Below are 19058 nucleotides of genomic sequence, written 5' to 3' on the forward strand. Positions count from 1 at the left end.
ACCGAAACCCTCCCGCCCCGGCCCAGGACGGCCACCAGGCCGCAAGAACACGCAACCCACCCCACGCCACGACGTGCACACCACCGGCAGAACAGGCACGAGACAGAAGAAGCCAACGACCCCACGACCACGCCGTACTGGTTAAAGATCAAGTTAGGTGCCGACGGTCGTGAGGTTCTGGCCGGAAGAGCGGAAGATCACGGAGTTCACCACCGCCGGGCAACCCCACCCGCCACCACCGCAGGAACGAGGGCTTCGACCGGGACGACTTCCACATCGACTTCGAGCGCCGACAAGTCACCTGCCCCCAGGGCCAGGTCAGCGCGGGCTGGCACGGCCCCTACTCGACCTCCTCGCCCACCGCTGCACCCCTGATCGTGGCGCGGTTCACCAAGAGCCAGTGCCAGCCGTGTCCGGACCGCCCCCGGTGCACCGGTTCCCGCGAGAGCGCCCGCAACGTGGGCTTTCCACCACGAGAGCTCCGCGACCTGCAAGTCCGCGTCCGCACCGAACAGCAGACATCCGAATGGAAGGCCCGCTACGCGGTCTGCTCCGGAGTGGAGGGCACCATCAACGAGTTCGCCCACGGACACGGCATGCGCCACTGCCGCTACCGAGGACAGCCCAAAGCCCACCGGCAACACATACTCACGGCCATCGCCGTGAACATCGAACGCCTCAGCGCCCGGTCAGTGACGGAGGAAACCTCTCCACCGAGACCGCCGACCGCCTTCCAGACCTTCCTGGACCAGCAGGCGATTCCCCGATCGAAGTCCTGGCGAACCCTCGGCACCTGACCTCGACCCTCCAAGATCCCCGACAGCAGCTCAGCGCGGCTTCGCCGTGCGCCGGGGGCACAGTAAAAGGGTCGTTGTGCGCCGTACGCGTCCCTTACCGCCCTGTCGCGAGATCGGTTGTGCCGGAACAGTGGAACTGTTCGTTCCGGACGAGACCGACGACTCTGTGATGCCTCCGAGCTCGCACGACAGCATGGTACTGAGGGCCGTCCACGGGAACCGTGGAGTGTTGCCATGAGCACGTGCGTCAGATTCTGCGTAGTTCCTTGGCCCTCCCGGAGCGGCACCGCGACAATCGAACAGAAGCGGAGTTGATCGACGGGCAGCGCGATCCGTGTGTCCTCGCCGACCTCGCCAAGCGCCGCATGCGGAGCAAGATTCCCGAGCTGAGCCAGGCACTGACCGGCCGCTTTCGTGAACACCATGCCTTCCTGACTCGCCTCTACCTTGACCAGTACGACCACCTGTCGGGTGCCATCAACCAGCTGACGGCCCGCGTCGAGGAGGCGATGACCCCTTTTCGCCCGGCGCTGGCCCTGCTGGACACGATCCCGGGAGTGAACCCGGCGGTGGCGGAGGTCATCGTTGCCGAGACCGGCGGTGACATGTCCCGGTTCCCCTCGGCTAAGCACCTGACCTCCTGGGCCGGGCTGTGTCCGGGACACCACGAATCGGCGGGCCGGGTCCGTAGCACCCGGATTCGACCCGGCAACCCTTACCTGAAAGGGGCACTGGGGATGGCCGCGTTCGGAGCAACACGAACCAAGGACTCGTTCCTACAGGCACGCTACAAACGGCTGACCTCGCGCCGCGGCCCGATCAAGGCGCTGGTCGCAGTCGAGCACTCGATCATCACCGCGGTCTGGCAGTCAGGTCTGCCAGCCGCTGAGGTGCACCGACGAATGTCTCTGAGCGCGGGTATGAACATGCTCATTGGTGCGTCCCTCAACTCGGTAAGCGGATGAACCCTCCGGTAATGTTGGCGAGGACTCTTGACGCCTTCTCGGACGGTGGGGGACAGGATGATTCTTGTGACGGGTGCGACCGGGACCATTGGCCGGTACCTGGTACGGGCTCTTGCGGAGGCGGACGTGCCCTTTCGGGCGCTGGTGCGGGACGCGCGCAAGGGCAAGGAGCTGGACTGCGAGTTCGTGGTCGGGGACTTCGACGATCCGGCGTCGATGGTGTCCGCCCTGAAAGGGGTTGACCGTCTTCTGCTCAACAGCGGCGGCGCGCTTCCCGTGGATGGGCAGCAGCCGATGGTCCGGCAGCAGATCGGCGCCATCGACACGGCGCGGGCTGTCGGGGTCTCGTGGGTGGTGAAGGTATCGGCGTGGCAACCCGGTCCGGACGCGAAGCTGTCCGTACGCGCGCACTGGGAGATCGAGCAGTACCTCAAGGCGTCTGGGCTGCGGTGGGCGTCGCTGCAGCCGACCGGTTACATGCAGAATTTCTTCACGGGCGAGGGCGGCTTCACCCACAGCGGTGCCCTGGAAGGTCCGTACGGTGCGGGACGTGTGGCGTACATCGACGCCTACGACGTCGCTGCCTGTGCGGCAGTGCTGCTGACAGGCCCGCTCCGGGGCGGCGAAACCCATGCGCTCACCGGGCCGGAGGCGCTGATGCATGAGGAGATCGCGGCCAAGCTCGCCATTCCCTTCCGAAATCTGACACCTCAGGAGGCAGCTGAGGGCCTACAGGCACAGGGGTTGCCCGGCTGGTTCGTAGATGACCTTCTTCGGCTCTACGCAGAGATGGCAGCTGGCACGATGTCTGAGGTGACGACGACGGTGCGGGAACTGACCGGGCGTGCGCCGCGTACGTTCGACGAGTTCTTGGCGAACAGGTAGGACACGCTCGTAGAACCGTCAATCCTGACAACAACAGGGATCGGAATCCAGGAACGCTGAAGGCCCAAACGTTCGTCGGCGCCGTGGACACCATCCGTACGGGCGAGGCGAGGCCTCGCCCGGCGGGGCGGCGGTTGACGGACGCCACATGCCCACGCCCGGTGGCGGGGGGAGGAACGCGTCGAAGGATCGACCGGGACTGCCCGGGGCCAGGGGACGTCGCCCGCCCAGTGCCATCGGCCGGGCTCGCTGGGGCGGGCTTCGTAGTCGGCGCGGCCGCCGGCCCCGCACGTGCCGTCAATCGTGATCAGCATGGCCCCGGTGGCCCCGGTGGCCCCGAGCTGACCACGGCTGGCCGCTGCGAGCAGCACTGCGAGCAGTAGAGGCGTGAGGCCGAGCAACAGTGCGGCAGGACTACCGCGTGGACCACCAGGCGGCCACGATCGGGCCGACCAGGACGGACGTCCATGTGAAGAGCCGTACGGGGGCGCGCTGCATGGTTACTTGAAGGCCGCCGATGCGTAGTTCGAGAAACGGCCGAGGGGTGCGCGACGACATGACGGCGCCTTTGGGCATGGTGGTGCCCTTCTCTGGATGGGGTGGGGTTGGAAGGTCCTTCAGGGAAAGTTACGACTTGAATCCCTGAGGTTTGCCTGGTTAAAGCGTACTGCTTTCGCCCTTTCAACTGACCATGAAACAAAAAAAGTTCAGTTACATAGACGAATAAATGACTGGGTTGCCGCGTGTGAACTGACGATAGTTTGGGTAAAATCGCGCCTCAAACAGGGCGCAGGCTGCGGGGTGTCGGCAAATGCCTGAGAGGGGCTCGGATTCCCATCGGATGCCGGTTCCCTCTCGGGTTCTGCACCCCAACCGTTACCAGCGCATCCCGAGCGCGTCCAAGTCCGCCCGCCGCTGCTCGGTGAGCTTGTCCCCGCGCCGGGCGTTGTCGAGCCAGGTGCCGAGCCTCACCATTGCAGCCTCGTCAGCGCCCCCCTGACGGTCCGACGCACCGGGTTCGACCGCCAGTGCTCGACGTGCTTGCGGGGGACTCTCAGGTGCCCTTCGCGGGTGTGGAACTGCCGTGCTGCCGTGAGGTTGAGGGCCCACATGGTGCCCTGCGTCCGTTTCACCGGCCGTTCCTTTTCCTCGGCCGGTGTGATCGTGAGGGTGTTCTCCAGGATCCACTGCTGTACGGGCAGGAGCTGTTCCCACCCGAACCGCTGCGCCGTGACTCAGCGTCCGAGGTCCTCGCCCTGGACGACGATGTCGCCCGCAGTCTCCGGGAGCGTTCCGTCGGCCTGGACGTGGTTGTGGACGAGGCGGTAGCAGTGCTGCCATCCGGTGTCCCAGGCAGGGCAGCATCCCGGGTCGATCGCGTCCAGCTCGTCCTGCCGTGCTTCGGTCATCGCCCCGGCCGCCGAGGGGACTGGGCGGCCGGCCGCGCGGAGCTCTTCGTTCTCCCGCGCCCTACGGGCCGCCGCCCTCGCGTTCTTCGCCCACACACCGATCGGATACCCCTCCCAGGTCGCGGTGGTCGGAGGAAGGAAGTGCCCGTGCACCGCGGCGTACTCGCGGGCGACGGCGACCCCGTCCGCCCAGGCCGCCTCCTGCTGGGGCCACACCATCCCGAGCTCCTCCAGCTCTGCGACCCGCCCGGCCGCCAGCGTCCCGGCCGCATAAGCGCGGCGCTGCTCGGCGATCCACTGTCCGAGCGGATACCCGCCGACGAGTCTGCTGGCGAGTCGAGGCGGCTTGCCATCATCCCGCCTCGCGGGTGGGGCCCTGTCTTCATCGAGCAGTTGACAACGCGGGGCAGGCAGCTTTTCTCCAGCGTCAGGCCGGAGTGCCGGCTCGTCGTATATGCAAGTGGCCGTCCCTGGGGAATGGCGGACGAGCCGGAAGGACCTGGTGAAACCCGTATCCGGCCTTCTCCGCAACCCGGCACGAGGAGAGGTTGTCCACCTGATGGAGCAGGTCGAGACGTTCCAGACCTTCGACCGCGAAGATGTCGAAGGCCCAGCTGGTGAGAGCTTCGAGGGCACGAGGGGCCACCCCCCGGCCTCGGGCGTGGACTGCCGTCCAGTAGCCGACTTCTGCGGATTCTTGGCTGGAGCTGGTCCGCTTCATGACTACATTGCCAACCAGCCGACTCTCCCCAGTGCCGGAGTGATCTTCATGCACAGCGAAGCTCAGCCGTTTTCCGGTTGCCCAGCCGCGTCTTTGAAGCTCCACCCACTCCACTGCATCCTCGATGCTCTCTACAGAAAGCCCCGTCCAACGACACAGCGTGGGATCGCGATATGCCGCGACCAGGGGTTCGACGTCGCCAACGTTCCAAGGGCGCAGGAAGAGCGCAGAGGCAGACGGCGTCGGGTCCACCTGCAAGGTGACATTCATCAAGGTCCTCCCCGAACGGCAAACAAATAGGTATCTGTGCGCGAGCCTGCCGATGCTGATGGCGAAGCCGCGGTACAAGGAGCCGCAGAACGTACGCTACTTCGAGCCGCCCCCGGAAGCGATCGCCGGACTTACGAGCTTGCTCGCGCCGGGCGGCAGCAGCAGCGGCGGCGCGTGAAGCAGCTGCGCGAGCGCGCCAGCGACCTGCGCCGCGAGGCCCTGGAACTGATGAGGACGGCTCGGGAGATCGATCAGGAGCTGCCCACCGCCCGTTTCCGGGGACGGCGGGAACCGACTGCTGCTGCTCAGTTCCGGCGGGTGTTGCGGACGATTCGGCCGACGACGGCCGCGGCCTGCTCGGGGTGTCCCTCCAGCCATGCACCGAGGTGTTCCCGGACGGCCTCCGCGACGCAGGGGTGCACTGCGGCACCGCCCAGCCTGCCGTGGGTGGCGCCGAGGTACTCGGGATGGTCCAGCTTCACCGACACGACCGCCGTCAGCCCCTCGCTGATCTGGTCGGCGCAGAGGTCGGGGTCGGCGGCCGTCAGCAGCCGCCGCTGCCGCGCGTATGAGGTGACCACGGCCGCCACCCCGTCGCGGAAGCCCATCTCATGCGTGCCGCCTTCGCGGGGGTGCGCACGCTGCTGGCGAAGCTCCGAACCCGCTCCTGGCGGGAGCCGCACCACCGAAGGCCACCTCCACGGTCCCCGCCATCCGCAGGTCCTCCCGCTCGAAGGCGATGACTTCCGGGTGAACGGGGGACCCGGATTGCGCGTCGAAGGCGACGAAGTCCCCTGCCCCGCCCGGAAACTGAAACCGCACCGGCCGGGCCCCGCTCGGGGAGCGTTCGTCGTTCAGCGAGATGCTCAGGCTCTGGTTCAGGAAGGCCAGTTCCCTGAAGCGCTCCGCCAGTACGACGAACGAGCACTCCGCGGTCCCGAAGATGTCGGTGTCGGGCCAGAAGGCGATGGCGGTCCCACTTCTGGTCGCCGGCCCTACGGCGGTGGGAGGGGGCGCGACGCCGCGCGTGTACTCCTGGGACCCAAGCGCACCCCTTCGCGCTGAACTTCGGCGGTCAGGCGGCTCGACAGGGCGTTGGTGACGCAGGGCCCCATACCGAAGAAGCTCACGGCCGCGGTGTGGCGGCCGCCACGCTCCGTCTCGGCGTGCACGCGGGTCAGCAGGACTTCGAGGCCGGGACCTCCGGTGTCCCCGGCGGCCGCGAAGACGCCGGGAAGGTTCGTACGGGTGGAACCAGCACCCCCTGCGGGACCGTCCACCCGCACGGGGTGATGAAGGGGCTCTCCCGCCCGGAGCAGAGTGTGTACCTGGTCGGTATGAAGTCCGCGCCCCCACCTCCTTGCTCTCAGCGGCTGCGAGCAGGTCCGCGCCGTCGCGCTTGCCGACGACCACGAAGCCGCCGAACGCGTCGAACTCGTCCTGCTCGAGACAGGCGTCTGCCGCGGCGCGGGACTCTTCGACCAGCCCGGCCCGGCACCGACCAGGCGGCCGCGGACGGCTGCTGCGCCCCGGCCATCGCCCCGCAGCTGGTCCAGTTCGGCACCATGGCTGCTGCGCCCGCGGCCAACGAGCAGTCCACGGGCGGGTGCTGCGGTTCGTGACCGGCCTCAGCACCCGCAGATGGGGCCGTGACCGGGGCAGGGGACCGGTCGCGGCCCCGCTCCTCCTTGCCGGCGTTCTGCCTGACGCAGATCACCAGCCGAAGGGCCAAGAGCACGGGCTGTGCCTCTCGGTGACCCAGTCCAGCAGGCGGAATGAGTTCAGGGCCCGGTTCCTCAGTACGTCAAGGGCTGCGCACGTTCATCTGGATGCGGCCTTGTGCGTTCGTGCGTACGCCGGCACCGGCTGGGCCGTGCCGGGCTGCATGCCGGGCTGGGGGCCTGGGGTTACAGAGGGGTGAGGAGCATGAGGACCTCGTCGTGGTCCTTGCCGTCTGCGAGGCGGAGGGCGCCGGGCCAGCGGCCTGTCTCTTTCCAGCCCAGCCGCCCGTAGAAGGTTTCCAGGCCGATGCCGCCGCGGGCGGCGAGGTGGAGTTGTTCCAGGTCCATCTCGTCGCGGGCGATGCGGCGTACTTCGTTCATCAGAGCATTGCCGATGCCCTGTCCTCGCATGGTGGTGCGGGTCTGGACATGGTGGAGGGTGCCCCGGTGGGAGATGAGTGTCCAGGGGTCGCGGCGCAGGCTGAGCCATCCGGCGAGCTGTCCGTCGAGGTGGGCGGTCAGCAGGCGGCTGGTTCTCGTGGCGAGGCTGTTGATGATGGTTTCCAGGGCGGAAGCGGCCTCGGCGGTCTCCACCGGCGGGAAGGGGAATCCGGCTGCGCCGCCCGTGTTGGTCACCTCCACCCAGCATTCGGTCAGGGCCTGTCGCAGGTCAGGGGGGACCTGGCCGGCAGAGGTGTACTGCGTGAAGACGGGGGAGGGGATGGTCACATGCTCTCCTTGCGGCTCGAAAAGGGGCGGACTGGCCGTTGGTTTCAGACGGCAGTGTGGTGGGCCAGCAGGTGGTGCGGGTCGGGCTCGCCAGTGTCGGGTTCGACGTCGGTGTGGATGACGGCGGCGTCCAGTTTCGGGACGGCGTGCAGGAGTGCGTGCTCGGCCTCGACCGCGATGCGATGCCCGGACCGGACACTGAGATGGCCGTCGATGACGATGTTCGCCTCTGCGCGCAGGCGGTGGCCGATCCAGCGCAGCCGCAGCCCGCCGGCCTCCCGCACGCCGGGCACCTGGCGCAGGGCGGTCTCGGCGGCGTCGACGAGGGCGGGATCGACGGCGTCCATCACACGGCGGAAGACCTCCCGGGCCGCGTCGCGCAGGACCAGCAGGATCGCCGCGGTGATCAGCAGTCCGACGGCGGGGTCGGCGAGCCGCCAGTCCAGTGCGGCGCCGCCGGCGCTGAGAAGGACGGCCAGCGAGGTGTATCCGTCCGTGCGGGCGTGCAGGCCGTCGGCGACCAGCGCGGCCGACCCGATCTGGCGGCCGACCCTGATGCGGTAGCGGGCCACCCACTCGTTCCCGATGAACCCGGTCACGGCCGCGGCCAAGACCACCCACAGGTGCTGCATCTCGCGCGGGTCGACCAGCCGGTCGATGGCGGTCCAGGCGGTGAAGACGGCGGAGGCGGCGATGGTGGCCACGATGATGACGCCCGCCAGGTCCTCGGCACGGCCGTACCCGCAGGTGAAGCGGCGGGTCGCGGCGCGGCGGCCCAGAAGGAAGGCGATGCCCAATGGTACGGCGGTCAGCGCGTCGGCGGCGTTGTGCACGGTGTCGCCCAGCAGCGCGACCGAACCGGAGATCACGACGATCACCGCCTGCGCGACGGCGGTGACGCCGAGAACGGCGAGGGAGACCCACAGCGCGCGCATCCCGCGTGCCGACGTTTCCAGTGCCGCGTCCAGTTTGTCGGCCGACTCGTGGGAGTGCGGCACCAGAAGATGCCCGACCCGATGCCGCAGACGGGCGAGCCGCCCGCCTTCCCGACCGGGTGCGTGGCCGTGAGAGCGGTGCCCGTCCTGGTGGCCGGGGTCGTGGTCGTGGCTCACGTGTTCCTCCTCGTGCGAGTGCGAGGGCAGGGCGAAGCCGCCCCCGGCTGGACACGAGAGCAGCGCACCTCCATTATGTGCGTATGAGCGCACGCACGCACCTATCAACTGCGCATGATGCGCACCCGCACAACCCCGGCGAGGAACAGTTCTCCCTCGCCGCCGAGATCCTCGCCCTCCTCGCCGACCGCACCCGACTCACCCTGCTGCACGCCCTCGCCCAGCAGGAAGCGGACGTCACCACACTCACCGAAGCATGCGGCGCCCAGCGCCCCGCCGTCAGCCAGCATCTGGCCCGCCTGCGACTGAGCGGCCTGGTCCGCACCCGCAAGGAAGGCCGCCGCGTCATCTACACCCTGGCCGACGGACACCTGCGCCGCGTCGTGGACGAAGCACTGAACCTGGCCGACCACCAGCTCACCAACCGCCCCGCGCACGACTGACCCCAGCACGGGCCGCCCCGGTGACCGACCCACCGACCCCACAGGGCATCAGACGCCCTCGTCGGGACAAAGCGCAGATATGACCGGAATCGCAACCGCCCCTACGGACAACACCCCGCCGCGGCCCGGAGCCGTTCGCGCGCCGTCGTGGTGACCGGGACGCTGCAGTCGTGGCTGAAGGAGCCTTCCTCGAAGTGCTCTGTTGCCCTGGCAGCCCGACCTGACCCGGTCGTTGCTCGAATACCACCTGGAACGCCTGGAGCCCGGGAACTACCTGCAGGAGCCGACTGCTGAGTACTTGATGGTGGCTGAGCGTGGCCACTGACCTGTGTGCGGCCGGACACCTCGAGAGCGGGCGAGCATCGCGTGGCCGGGGCCGGGGAACACGACGCCTGCCCACTTCCTCTGCCGCCGCCCACCGCCCTCCTCGGCGTACGCATCCGCACTCATCCCACCCGCCCAGATGCCCATCGCATGCCGAGCTCGTCGAGTTCGGCCCGCAGCGACCCGTGGCGAAGGTCCTCGGCGGCTGAGCCGCCTGCGCTGCTTGCGCAGTTCCCGTTGGCGCGGCATGCGCCGGGCTCTGCCGAAAGGCAGAGTCCGGATCGGCCTTGAGGCCCACGCCCGCGCGCCCGCGGCAACCAATACTGGACGGCATGCCCCTCATCAGCTGTTCACCTCGTGTCGGCCGCCCCGGACCGGACGCTCCAGTGCGTCTGGTCCGAGTTGGCCAGGACGTCGTGGAAACGGCCGGTGTGGCCCTCGCCGCCCTGTGTCTGTTCGCGGTCGCCCAGCGGCTGTGGAATCTGCCGCACGCCGTTTTCCAGCTGTGTGCGGTCGCGGTCGCCGTGGTGCTCTTCCCGTTGCGGCGGCGCCGGCCCGAGGCCGTGCTCCTGGTCCTCGCTCCCCTTGCCGGGGTGGCGCCGGTCGTCGGCCCGGTGACGGCGGCCGCCGCGTACACGGTGGCGCTCGACACGGTCCGGCCCCGCCACAGGGTCCGGCTGCTCGGCGGCGCGAGCCTGCTGCTCATGGCATCCGCGACCGCGACCGGTCCCTCGCTCGGCCCCGGTTCGGCCGTTTACGGCCTGGAGCTCGGGTTGGTTCTTGCGGTGACCGCCGTGGTCGTGCCCGGTCTGATCGGCACGGTGTACGGGCAGCAGGCCCGTTTGCTGCGGGCGCTGCGCGAACGCGGCGACGCGGCCGAGCAGGTCCGCCGGTTCGCCGACAGGGAGGCCCGTACCCATGAGCGGTCCCGGATCGCCGCCGAGATGCACGACCTGGTGGGCCACCGGCTCAGTCTCATCTCACTGCACGCCGGCGGTCTCGAACTCGCCCTCGACCAGGCCGCGCCGGAGCTGCGCGAGGAGGCCGCCCTGGTCCGGCGGACCACCCGGGATGCGATGCGCGAACTGCGGCAGGCGCTCGGGGTCCTCGGGCCGCTCGGCCGGGACACCGGCCCGGACGCGCTCACCGACGCCACCGGCACCCGGGCCGATGTCGAGGCGCTGGTCGCGGAGTCCCGCGACGGCGGAATCACCGTACGGCTGGAATGGAGCGGCCCTGACCTCGACGCATGCCCGGCGCGGGTGCGGCGCGCGGTGCACCGGGTGGTGCGGGAGGCCCTGACGAACGTGCACCGGTATGCAACGGCCGCCCATGTCACCGTACGGGTTGAGCAGGACGACCGGACGGTGCGGGTGACGGTCCGCAACGGTGTGTCCCCTGCTCCGGCCGGCGCGCCGTCCGAAGCCGGGACGGGGCGAGGGCTGACGGGCCTGCGCGAGCGGGTCGAACTGCTCGGCGGCACCTTCGAGGCCGGTGCGCTGACGCCCGGCGGGTTCCAGGTAGTCGCGACCGTACCGGCGGAACCGGACGACGCCGTAGCGTCGAAAGGGTCCGAGGGCGGCGCGGAGGCTTCCACGCCGACCGCGGCCGACGACGCGGAGGCGCTGTCGCGTGAGCCGCGGACGGCAGGGGCGCTGACGCTCGCTCTCGGGGCGGCGGCGCTGTGGGTGCTGATGACGCTCGCGATCGCCCTGGTGTACGCCCAGCCGAGGCACTCGGCCCGGCCTGTGGAGCCGCGCGTGGGCATGACCTACCAGGAGTTGAAGGGGGTCGTCGACAGCCCGGCCGTGCGCGCTGCGGCCACCGGGCACGAACCGCCTCGGCCCACCGGCACGGTGGCCTGCGTCTACTCGTCCGAAGGACCAGGCGCCGGGCCCGGCTCCTTCGGCGTCACCCGGTACTGCTTCAACGCTTCACAACGTCTCATCTCCATCGACCCTTTCACCGTCCCGTCCGTACGGGACACCGCACCCTGGGAGTCTCAATGACTGAGTCAAGCCGCCTGCGTGACCGGCGGGGCGGAGGTGAATACCCTGCCGTCACGCAGCATTGCCCAGAGGACACTCGCCCGTCGGCGAGCCAGGGCGATGACGGCCTGGACGTGCTTGCAGCCCTCGGAGCGCTTCTTGAGGTAGAAGTCCCGGTTGGGTCCCTCGCGGACGATGCTGGTCTGCGCGGACATGTAGAACACCCGTCGCAGGCGGCGGCTGTAGCGCTTGGGCCGGTGGAGGTTGCCGGTGCGGCGGCCCGAGTCGCGTGGGACGGGCACGAGCCCGGCCGCCGAGGCCAGGTGGCCGGCGTCGGCGTAGGCCGACAGGTCGCCGGCGGCGACGACGAACTCGGCGCCGAGTATCGGCCCGATGCCGGGCAGGGACTCGCTGATCTCCGCCTGTGGATGACTGCGGAAGGTGTCGCGGATCTGCCTGTCGAGCTGCTTCAGCCGGTCGTCCAGGGCCAGGATCTGCACGGCCAGGTCCGCCACGATCTGGCCCGCGACGTCCTCGCCGGGCAGCACGGTCTGCTGTGCCTCGGCGGCTTGCAGCGCGGTGGCGGCGACCGTGTCGGCGCCCCGGACGCCGCGGTTGGAAAGCCAGGCCGTCAGCCTGGTCCGGCCGCGGCGCCGGAAAGCGGCCGGGGTCTGGTAGCCGGTCAGCAACACCAACGCACCTTTGTGGGCCGAGTAGTCGAAGGCCCGCTCCAGCGCCGGGAAGACACCGGTGAGTACGTCTCGCAACCAGTTGATCATCCGTACCCGGTCGGCGACGAGGTCGGATCGGTGGGCGGTCAGCAGCGCGAGGTCGGCAGCCAGCTGCGCGGGCACGTCGATGGTGGTGAAGTCCTGCCGCTGCCTGGACGTTTCGGCGATGACGTAGGCGTCGCGGGCGTCGGTCTTGGCCTCGCCGCGGTAGGCACCGGACATGCGGTTGACCGTCCGCCCCGGAACGTAGACAGCCTTCTGGCCGTGGGCGGCAAGCAGGGCCAGCAGCAGCGCGCAGGACGTACCCGAGATGTCCACCGCCCAGCTGACCCTGTCCGCCAGGCCCAGGATCTCGCTGAGTGCTGTCAGGATCGCCGCCTCGTCGTTCTCGATCTTCTTCGACCACAGGGTGGCACCGCTCTCGTCGACCACGGCGGCCCAGTGGTGGCCCTTGCCCGCGTCGATGCCGGCCCAGAGCCGGGCTCGTCGCTCGTTCATCTGCCCCTCCTCGTTCCGCACGGCATGCCGTCGGCCCGAGGAACACCCCGCTGTCATCTCCGTAATCAGCGACCGCAAGAAGCGCGCACATCTCAATCAGCAGCCAGGGCGCCCAAGAGAGCCGGGCGGCCACTCCTGGCAAGCCACCGAAGGCAAGACCCCATCAGCCACACCCGGCCCTCCCGGGCCGACTAACAACTTACGGAGTCTCAATGACCGAGCCCGCCCGGCCGATCCGTGTCCTGCTCGCGGACGACGAGGCGATGATCCGGCACGGGGTGCGGCTGATCCTGCGACACGCCGACGGCATCGACGTGGTCGCCGAAGCCGCAGACGGGCACCGGGCGGTCGAGGAGGCCGCCGCGCACCGCCCGGATGTGGCGCTGGTGGACATCCGGATGCCCGGGTGCGACGGGCTGGCCGCGATCCAGCCGCTGCTCGCGCTCGATCCGGCGCCGCGCGTGGTGATGCTGACGACCTTCGGTGACGAGGAGAACGTGCTGCGGGCGCTGCGGGACGGCGCCTCGGGGTTCCTGCTGAAGGACGAGGGGCCGCAGGAACTGATCAGCGCGGTCCGGGCAGCGGCGGCCGGTGACGCGGTACTTTCCCCCGGCGTCACCGGAGCGGTGATCTCCCGGATGCTGCGTGGCGGCGCCTCCCACGCCGACGGCCCGGCTCCACAGGACGAGCGGATCACCCGGCTGACCGGGCGCGAGCGGGAGGTGCTGGCGATGCTGGGCGAGGGGTTGTCGAACCAGGACATCGCGGGACGGCTGGCCATCGGCATCGGCACGGTGAAGACGCATGTGGGTGCGATTCTGGAGAAGACCGGATCGACGAGCCGGGTGCAGGCGGCCCTTCTGGCGCATCGCGCCGGCTTGCGTCCCTGACCCCGGACCATTCCGTGTGCCCGCGCGAGGGACGCAATCGGTGGACCGGGTACGTCGTCCATGTCCTCGGAGCACCGGCCGTGCTGCCGTCGCGGGTCCGGGCAATGCCGAGGGTCCGACCAAAGGCGGAGACGGGTCTGTGAAGGTCTGTCGAAGGGCAGGGGCGAGCTGCCCGTCCCTGCCTTTCGGTAGACCGCAACTACCGCCTCTGGGGCGACGTTTGTGCAGGTGAGGGCCGTAAGGATGGGAATGCCCCTCGGCCCGCGGCGCTCGCGGGCCACCGTTCCTCAGCCGGAGTACTCATGTCGCAGACGTTCGTTCCCTCCACCCCCCTCGCCATCGAACCGGCCGCCCGCGCCACGGGCCTGACCAAGGTGTACGGGAAGGGCGAGACCCAGGTCACCGCATTGGACTCGGTGTCCGTGGAGTTCGCGCGGGCACGGTTCACCGCAGTCATGGGTCCGTCCGGCTCCGGCAAGTCGACGCTGATGCACTGCATGGCGGGCCTTGACCCGGTCACCTCGGGTTCCGCCCGGATCGGCGGTGTCGAACTGGCCCGCCTGAATGACCGTCAGCTCACCGAGCTGCGGCGGGAGAAGGTCGGCTTCGTCTTCCAGGCATTCAACCTGCTGCCCACTTTGACCGCGCTGGAGAACATGACGCTGCCGCTGCGCCTCGCCGGCCGGCAGCCCGACGCCGCATGGCTGGACACCGTCGTCGCCACCGTGGGGCTGGCCGGGCGCCTTGCGCACCGTCCGACCCAGCTCTCCGGCGGCCAACAGCAGCGCGTCGCCGTCGCCCGCGCCCTGGTGTCCCGTCCGGAGATCGTGTTCGCCGACGAGCCGACCGGCAACCTCGACTCCCGTTCCGGCTCGGAGGTGCTGGGCTTCCTGCGCGACTCGGTGCGGGAACTGGGCCAGACCGTGGTGATGGTGACCCACGACCCGGTCGCCGCCGCCCACGCCGACCGCGTGGTCTTCCTCGCCGACGGCCGGCTCGTGGACGAGCTGCACGCCCCGACCGCCGACGGCGTGCTCGACCGGATGCTTGCGTTCGAGTCCCAGGGCTGCTGACCATCCTCATCAGCCCGCCGTTCCCCTCCCATACTTCCGAAAGTCCGCCATGCTGCGAACCGTCCTGCGTAACGTTCTCGCGTACAAGACCCGTCTGATCACGACCGTGCTCGCGGTCTGCCTCGGTGTCGCGTTCATCTCCGGCTCCCTGGTCTTCGCCGACTCCACCACCGCCGCCCACCGCGCCGCCATGTCCAAGAACTACGCGGACATCGCCGTGAGCGTGCGTCCGAAGTTCGCTCCGGGCGCCCTTGCCGACGAGCAGTACGGGGCCCTGGACGACGCCCTGGTTCGAAAGCTGTCCACCGTTCCCGGCATCGCCTCCGTCCGCCCGACGGCCGATGGTTCGGTCACCCTGGCCGCCAAGGACGGCACACCGATGCGGGCCGACACCATGATGGGCAAGCTCGGCGTCGCCTACGTTCCCGGTTCCGACGGCCGGGACAGCCGCTATCCGCTCACGTCGGGCCGTGCCCCCCGCGACAGCGGTGAGGTCGCGCTGGACCGCGGGACCGCGGCGGCCGCCGGCTACTCCCTCGGCGACACCGTGACGCTCGCCAACGACGGACCGGTCCTCAAACTGCGCCTGGTGGGCCTGGTGTCCACCACGGACAGCCGGGTGAACGCCGGTGGCACCCTGGCGGTGTTCGACAAGGCCACCGCCCAGAAGCTGTTCGCCGTCCCAGGGCACTACAGCGGGATGGACCTGACCGCCGTGCCGGGCGCCGACCAGTTCGAGCTGGCCAACCGGGTCAGTGCGGTACTGCCGGCCGACCGGGCCGAGGCCACCACCGCCGCCGCCCAGGCCAATCAGCAGTCCGTCTTCATCGCGAGCACGACCAAGAGCTACGAACGCCTTCCGCTGCTTTTCGCCGTGGTCTCGCTGTTCATCGGCACGTTCCTCATCGTCAACACCTTCACCATGCTTGTGGCACGCCGTACCCGCGAGATCGCGCTGCTCCGGGCGATCGGCGCCACCCGCCGCCAGGTGGTCCACTCGGTCCTCGCCGAGGCGACGCTGGTCGGTCTCGCCGCGTCCGCGCTCGGCTTCGTGCTGGGTCTGGGGGTGGCCACGGTGCTGCCGACCGTGCTGGACACGTCCGGCGATCTGCTGCCCAGCGGGCCGCTGGTGATCGGCCCGGCCGCGATCCTCGCCTCGCTCGTCGTGGGGGTCGGCGTCACCGTGCTCGCTGCCTGGCTGCCGTCGCGCCGCGCGGCGCGTATCTCTCCCGTCGAGGCGATGCGCACGGCCGAGCAGCCGCTGGTCTCCCGCATCCGAGGCGCGGTCGGCCTGGTCATGGTCGTTCTGGGCGCGGGTCTGCTGTTCTCGCTGAGCGACGCGACGAGTGCCGGCGACGACAACCTGCAGACCGCGATGTTCGGGTGCGGCATCCTCGTGATCGGTCTGATCGTGCTGGCCCCGCTGCTCGCCGGCCCGGTGATCCGCCTGCTCGGCCGGCTCACCACCCGCTTCGGCGTCGTGGGCGACCTCGCCCGCGAGAACACCCTGCGCGACCCGCGCCGTACCTCCGCCACCGCTGTCGCCCTGATGATCAGTACGGCGCTGGTCTCCGGTCTCGCCGTCATCAACCAGTCCACGAGCGAGGCCCTTAACTCCCAGGCCGCCGCCGGACTGAGCGCGGACTACGTCATCAGCACCCGCAACACCACCACCACCGCCGTCGACTCCGCCGCCGTCCAGCGGGTCGCCGACGTGCCCGGTGTGCGCACCGTCTCCGCCGTGGCAGACTCCACCATCTCCGCCGGCCCCCTCGTCGAGACGATCTCCGGGGTCGACCCGAAGACCGTCGACGACGTGCTGAAGCTCCACTTCCTCAGCGGCTCCGCCAAGCACCTCGGCCCCGGCAAGGTCGCCGTCTCCCACAGCTTCGCCCGCGACCACCACGTCACCACCGGCGAGCAGATCAAGGCGAGCATCGGCCCCGGAACCGGCGACCGCGACGAGCCCTACACCGTCGTCGGCGTCTACCAGGACAACCCCACCGCCCAGGACATCCTCGGCTACCGAACCGACGTGCAGAAGCACGGCTACCTGCGCGACTCCGTGCAGCGCATCCTGGTCCGCACCACCGACGGCACGGTCTCCGACGACCTGGACAAGCACCTGCGAGCCGCCGTGAGCGACAGCCCGCTGCTGAAGGTCCAGAACCGTGCCCAGCTCGTCCAGGAACAGGCCGGCATCGCCGGCGACCTGATGACCATGGTGTTCGGACTGCTCGCCATCGGCGTACTAATCTCCACGCTCGGCATGGTCAACACCCTCGCCATGTCGGTCTCGGAGCGCACCCGCGAGATCGGCGTCCTGCGTGCCATCGGCATGGACCGCTCCGGCATCCGCGCCATGATCCGCCTGGAGGCCGTCTGCGTCGCCGCCTTCGGCACCCTGCTCGGGCTGCTCGGCGGACTCTTCGGGGCGTGGAAGGTCAGCGGACTGGCCAACGGCGCGATCCCGCAGTACTCCTTCTCCCTCCCTTGGGGCACCCTCGCCCTCGTGGTCCTGCTCTCCCTCGCCGTCGGCGCGACCGCCGCCGCCCTGCCCGCCCGACGGGCCGCCGCACTCAGCCCGCTCGAAGCGGTCACACAGGCATAGGGAAGCGGCCTGCACCCGACACCCCCACCGCAAACGCGTGGGAGGGACGACACCGGGCCGCCCCTCCCACGCGTCTTGACCCACGCTTGGAATGCAGGACAAGCTCAGCGGTCGCGCCACCAGCGGGCCCCGGGGCCGAAGACGTCCCGGAGGGTGTTGGTGGCGCAGTGGATCTCCCCCTCACCGACATGCACACCGATGAGGTCGTCCACGTAGCTCACCCGATAGCCGGCGCTGCGGAAGGCGGCGGTGATCGCCTCGGCGAAGACATCCTTGCCGTCCACGACCGGGCCGTACGGCTTCGGGGCTACATAACGGCCGTCGTTGAGCACGAGCCCGTTGGCGGTACCGGGAATCTCGGCGACACCGTCCCGCATCGCCTCGAGCTGCTTCTGCTTGGCGTCCTTGGCCGGGCCGTCCTCCATGCCGCGGATCTCTGTCTCCAGCATTCCGTAGTCGAGCGACCGGGCCGTGAAGAGGGCCGGGACGCGGATGATCTCGGCGTCGGTCAGACCGGCCTTCGCCCTGAGCACGGCGAGGTTGGTGTCGATGCGTTCGGCGGCCCGCTCGTTGGTGCCGGTGAACTGGGTGTCGGCGAGGAAGGCGTCGACGGTGCGCTGGTCGATGCGCAGGTCGAACGGCCACTCCAGCTTGGGCAGGCCACCGTGCAGGAGTTCGCCGCCATGGCCCTTCTTCTGGACATCGCGCAGGAGGGCGACACCCGCACGCGGGTCCGCGACCACGGCTCGCCAGCCGAGCCGGCTGCCGGGTACCGGAAGGAACTGCACGAACTCGTCGACGTGACCGATGGTCAGCCAGGAGGTGTCCAGGGAAATCGGGTCCTGCATGCCCTGGGCGCGCAGGAAGGCGAGCATCTCCGGGGCGGGACCGGTCTTCCCCGGGGCCAGACCTTCCCCGCCGATCACGACGCGGCCGTGCGGGTTGCCGGGGCTCGGCGGCACCGTTTCCAGGTTGCCCATCGAGTCGTAACTGTTGTTCTCGTTCACGTCGGGGACGTGGGTGATGTGGACGGCGGCCACGTCGTGTCCGGCCAACTCGGTGAAGGCGGTGCGGGCGGCGACGCGGCGGTCGTCGTTGGCCGAGGTGATGAGGACCCGCATACCGTGCGGGCGGCCGTCCGGACCGGGGATCGCGGTGTAGCCCGGCTCGAAGATGTCCTGGGCCCAGGTGTCGCCCTTGGTGTCGAGGGCGCGCGAGGGAGACGTCACGCCGCCGTCGGGCAGTGCGGCGTCCAGCTCCCTGACAAAGGCCTCGGTATAGGTGTCGCCCTCGTCGGTCGCAGCCCGCAGCACCTCCTGAACCGGGGCGGTGTTGAGCTGGGTAAGCACCGGTGCCTGACGCAGCCTCAGGTGTGCCGACGCGCTGGCGCCGTCCGCGGTGACAGTGAGCGTGACGCTGGTGCGGCCGTCCCAGTCCGCGGCGTCCCTGATCACGTCGATGCCCTCGACCCCGAGTTCCACGCCACGCCGCAGCTCCTGCGCGGTCAGACGGGTCTGCGGGCCGACCGCCTCCCAGCCGAGCGGTGCCGAGCCGCCGGGCCGGTGCACGAAGAGCCGGATCCGACGGGCGTCCTTGGCCGGAATCGTGATCCGTCCGCTCGCGGAGGCAGGGGCACCGGCCCAGGCACGCGTGCGGAACCGGGCGAGGTCGGCCTCGTCGTCTCTCCCGTTGACGATGTCGTCAGCGGCGTCGTTGCAGGCCGCGAGGTCACGGTCGGTCTTGTTCTGGTCCCAGCGGTGAGCGCGGACCAGCTCCGCCCACTCCGCCTCGGCCTTCTGAACCGCCCCGGTTCGAATGGAGACTCGATTCCGTGAAAGGATTGAGTCATGGCACGCCCCTCTTCGTATCCCCTTGAGCTGCGCAAACGAGC

Annotated in this window: 16 protein-coding genes and 3 pseudogenes; 10 read left to right on the top strand and 9 right to left on the bottom strand. The window is 69.7% G+C overall.

Annotation, left to right across the window (positions count from 1 at the left end):
• Positions 1 to 275: 275 nt before the first annotated feature.
• From ACWCQ6_RS30930 to ACWCQ6_RS30940, 3 genes and pseudogenes are all read left to right on the top strand, one after another.
• Positions 276 to 797 (top strand): transposase, encoded by a 522-nt coding sequence (locus ACWCQ6_RS30930; protein WP_451094852.1) that lies wholly within the window; start codon positions 276 to 278, stop codon positions 795 to 797.
• 311 nt (positions 798 to 1108) lie between these two features.
• Positions 1109 to 1663, top strand: a pseudogene (locus tag ACWCQ6_RS30935) (transposase); the annotation flags it as partial.
• A gap of 156 nt (positions 1664 to 1819) precedes the next feature.
• Positions 1820 to 2647 carry an SDR family oxidoreductase gene (locus tag ACWCQ6_RS30940; protein WP_451094825.1) on the top strand — a complete coding sequence of 276 codons (828 nt, stop codon included), beginning with the start codon at positions 1820 to 1822 and terminating at the stop codon, positions 2645 to 2647.
• A gap of 414 nt (positions 2648 to 3061) precedes the next feature.
• On the opposite strand, the gene ACWCQ6_RS30945 is transcribed toward ACWCQ6_RS30940, so the two are convergent.
• The 4 genes and pseudogenes from ACWCQ6_RS30945 to ACWCQ6_RS30960 all read right to left on the bottom strand — a co-directional run bounded on the left by ACWCQ6_RS30945 (position 3062) and on the right by ACWCQ6_RS30960 (position 5047).
• Positions 3062 to 3223 carry a hypothetical protein gene (locus tag ACWCQ6_RS30945; protein WP_451094827.1) on the bottom strand — a complete coding sequence of 54 codons (162 nt, stop codon included), beginning with the start codon at positions 3221 to 3223 and terminating at the stop codon, positions 3062 to 3064.
• A gap of 659 nt (positions 3224 to 3882) precedes the next feature.
• Positions 3883 to 4275 (bottom strand): helicase associated domain-containing protein, encoded by a 393-nt coding sequence (locus ACWCQ6_RS30950; protein ID WP_451094854.1) that lies wholly within the window; start codon positions 4273 to 4275, stop codon positions 3883 to 3885.
• 9 nt (positions 4276 to 4284) lie between these two features.
• A pseudogene (locus tag ACWCQ6_RS30955) lies at positions 4285 to 4587 on the bottom strand (helicase associated domain-containing protein); the annotation flags it as partial.
• Entirely contained in the window at positions 4484 to 5047 is a 564-nt protein-coding gene (locus ACWCQ6_RS30960; protein WP_451094829.1) for a GNAT family N-acetyltransferase, read from the bottom strand. The pseudogene ACWCQ6_RS30955 and the gene ACWCQ6_RS30960, both read right to left, overlap by 104 nt.
• On the opposite strand from ACWCQ6_RS30960, the gene ACWCQ6_RS30965 reads away from it, so the two are divergent.
• Positions 5037 to 5225 carry a hypothetical protein gene (locus tag ACWCQ6_RS30965; RefSeq protein ID WP_451094831.1) on the top strand — a complete coding sequence of 63 codons (189 nt, stop codon included), beginning with the start codon at positions 5037 to 5039 and terminating at the stop codon, positions 5223 to 5225. The genes ACWCQ6_RS30960 and ACWCQ6_RS30965 overlap by 11 nt on opposite strands.
• Positions 5226 to 5352: 127 nt before the next feature.
• On the opposite strand, the gene ACWCQ6_RS30970 is transcribed toward ACWCQ6_RS30965, so the two are convergent.
• A complete protein-coding gene (locus ACWCQ6_RS30970) occupies positions 5353 to 5733 on the bottom strand; it encodes a hypothetical protein (RefSeq protein WP_451094833.1) in 381 nt (126 codons plus the stop codon).
• Between the two features lie 579 nt (positions 5734 to 6312).
• Here ACWCQ6_RS30970 and ACWCQ6_RS30975 point away from each other — a divergent pair.
• Positions 6313 to 6669, top strand: a pseudogene (locus ACWCQ6_RS30975) (flavoprotein); the annotation flags it as partial.
• Positions 6670 to 6954: 285 nt separating this feature from the next.
• On the opposite strand, the gene ACWCQ6_RS30980 reads toward ACWCQ6_RS30975, so the two are convergent.
• Complete coding sequence (locus ACWCQ6_RS30980; protein WP_451094835.1) at positions 6955 to 7497, bottom strand: N-acetyltransferase family protein; 543 nt, start codon at positions 7495 to 7497, stop codon at positions 6955 to 6957.
• 44 nt (positions 7498 to 7541) lie between these two features.
• Positions 7542 to 8609 carry a cation diffusion facilitator family transporter gene (locus ACWCQ6_RS30985; protein ID WP_451094837.1) on the bottom strand — a complete coding sequence of 356 codons (1068 nt, stop codon included), beginning with the start codon at positions 8607 to 8609 and terminating at the stop codon, positions 7542 to 7544.
• A gap of 83 nt (positions 8610 to 8692) precedes the next feature.
• Between ACWCQ6_RS30985 and ACWCQ6_RS30990 the strand changes: the two genes are divergently transcribed.
• Positions 8693 to 9052, top strand: a complete 360-nt coding sequence (locus tag ACWCQ6_RS30990) for an ArsR/SmtB family transcription factor (protein ID WP_317860415.1) — start codon at positions 8693 to 8695, stop codon at positions 9050 to 9052.
• Between the two features lie 740 nt (positions 9053 to 9792).
• On the top strand, positions 9793 to 11385 hold the full coding sequence (locus ACWCQ6_RS30995; RefSeq protein WP_451094840.1) for a sensor histidine kinase: 1593 nt from the start codon (positions 9793 to 9795) through the stop codon (positions 11383 to 11385).
• A 5-nt stretch (positions 11386 to 11390) separates the two neighbouring features.
• Here the strand turns inward: ACWCQ6_RS30995 and ACWCQ6_RS31000 are convergent, their stop codons facing one another.
• Positions 11391 to 12593, bottom strand: a complete 1203-nt coding sequence (locus ACWCQ6_RS31000; RefSeq protein WP_451094842.1) for an IS110 family transposase — start codon at positions 12591 to 12593, stop codon at positions 11391 to 11393.
• A 212-nt stretch (positions 12594 to 12805) separates the two neighbouring features.
• Here ACWCQ6_RS31000 and ACWCQ6_RS31005 point away from each other — a divergent pair, with 212 nt between their 5' ends.
• The 3 genes from ACWCQ6_RS31005 to ACWCQ6_RS31015 all read left to right on the top strand — a co-directional run bounded on the left by ACWCQ6_RS31005 (position 12806) and on the right by ACWCQ6_RS31015 (position 17167).
• Positions 12806 to 13483 carry a response regulator gene (locus tag ACWCQ6_RS31005; protein ID WP_451094844.1) on the top strand — a complete coding sequence of 226 codons (678 nt, stop codon included), beginning with the start codon at positions 12806 to 12808 and terminating at the stop codon, positions 13481 to 13483.
• Between the two features lie 302 nt (positions 13484 to 13785).
• Complete coding sequence (locus ACWCQ6_RS31010) at positions 13786 to 14556, top strand: ABC transporter ATP-binding protein (protein WP_451094846.1); 771 nt, start codon at positions 13786 to 13788, stop codon at positions 14554 to 14556.
• 49 nt (positions 14557 to 14605) lie between these two features.
• Positions 14606 to 17167 (top strand): ABC transporter permease, encoded by a 2562-nt coding sequence (locus ACWCQ6_RS31015; protein WP_451094848.1) that lies wholly within the window; start codon positions 14606 to 14608, stop codon positions 17165 to 17167.
• A gap of 104 nt (positions 17168 to 17271) precedes the next feature.
• Here ACWCQ6_RS31015 and ACWCQ6_RS31020 read toward each other — a convergent pair.
• A partial coding sequence (locus ACWCQ6_RS31020; RefSeq protein WP_451094850.1) for a protein-arginine deiminase family protein occupies positions 17272 to 19058 on the bottom strand: 1787 nt, incomplete at its 5' end.

It is taken from the genome of Streptomyces sp. NPDC001880, assembly GCF_053594575.1.

Bases quoted from the DNA above. Each gene is read 5' to 3' on its own strand.
- ACWCQ6_RS31005 (WP_451094844.1), top strand. From the start codon at position 12,806: ATGACCGAGCCCGCCCGGCCGATCCGTGTCCTGCTCGCGGACGACGAG.
- ACWCQ6_RS30960 (WP_451094829.1), bottom strand. From the start codon at position 5,047: ATGAATGTCACCTTGCAGGTGGACCCGACGCCGTCTGCCTCTGCGCTC.
- ACWCQ6_RS30950 (WP_451094854.1), bottom strand. From the start codon at position 4,275: ATGGTGTGGCCCCAGCAGGAGGCGGCCTGGGCGGACGGGGTCGCCGTC.
- ACWCQ6_RS30945 (WP_451094827.1), bottom strand. From the start codon at position 3,223: ATGCCCAAAGGCGCCGTCATGTCGTCGCGCACCCCTCGGCCGTTTCTC.
- ACWCQ6_RS30990 (WP_317860415.1), top strand. From the start codon at position 8,693: ATGAGCGCACGCACGCACCTATCAACTGCGCATGATGCGCACCCGCAC.
- ACWCQ6_RS31010 (WP_451094846.1), top strand. From the start codon at position 13,786: ATGTCGCAGACGTTCGTTCCCTCCACCCCCCTCGCCATCGAACCGGCC.
- ACWCQ6_RS30940 (WP_451094825.1), top strand. From the start codon at position 1,820: ATGATTCTTGTGACGGGTGCGACCGGGACCATTGGCCGGTACCTGGTA.
- ACWCQ6_RS31000 (WP_451094842.1), bottom strand. From the start codon at position 12,593: ATGAACGAGCGACGAGCCCGGCTCTGGGCCGGCATCGACGCGGGCAAG.
- ACWCQ6_RS31015 (WP_451094848.1), top strand. From the start codon at position 14,606: ATGCTGCGAACCGTCCTGCGTAACGTTCTCGCGTACAAGACCCGTCTG.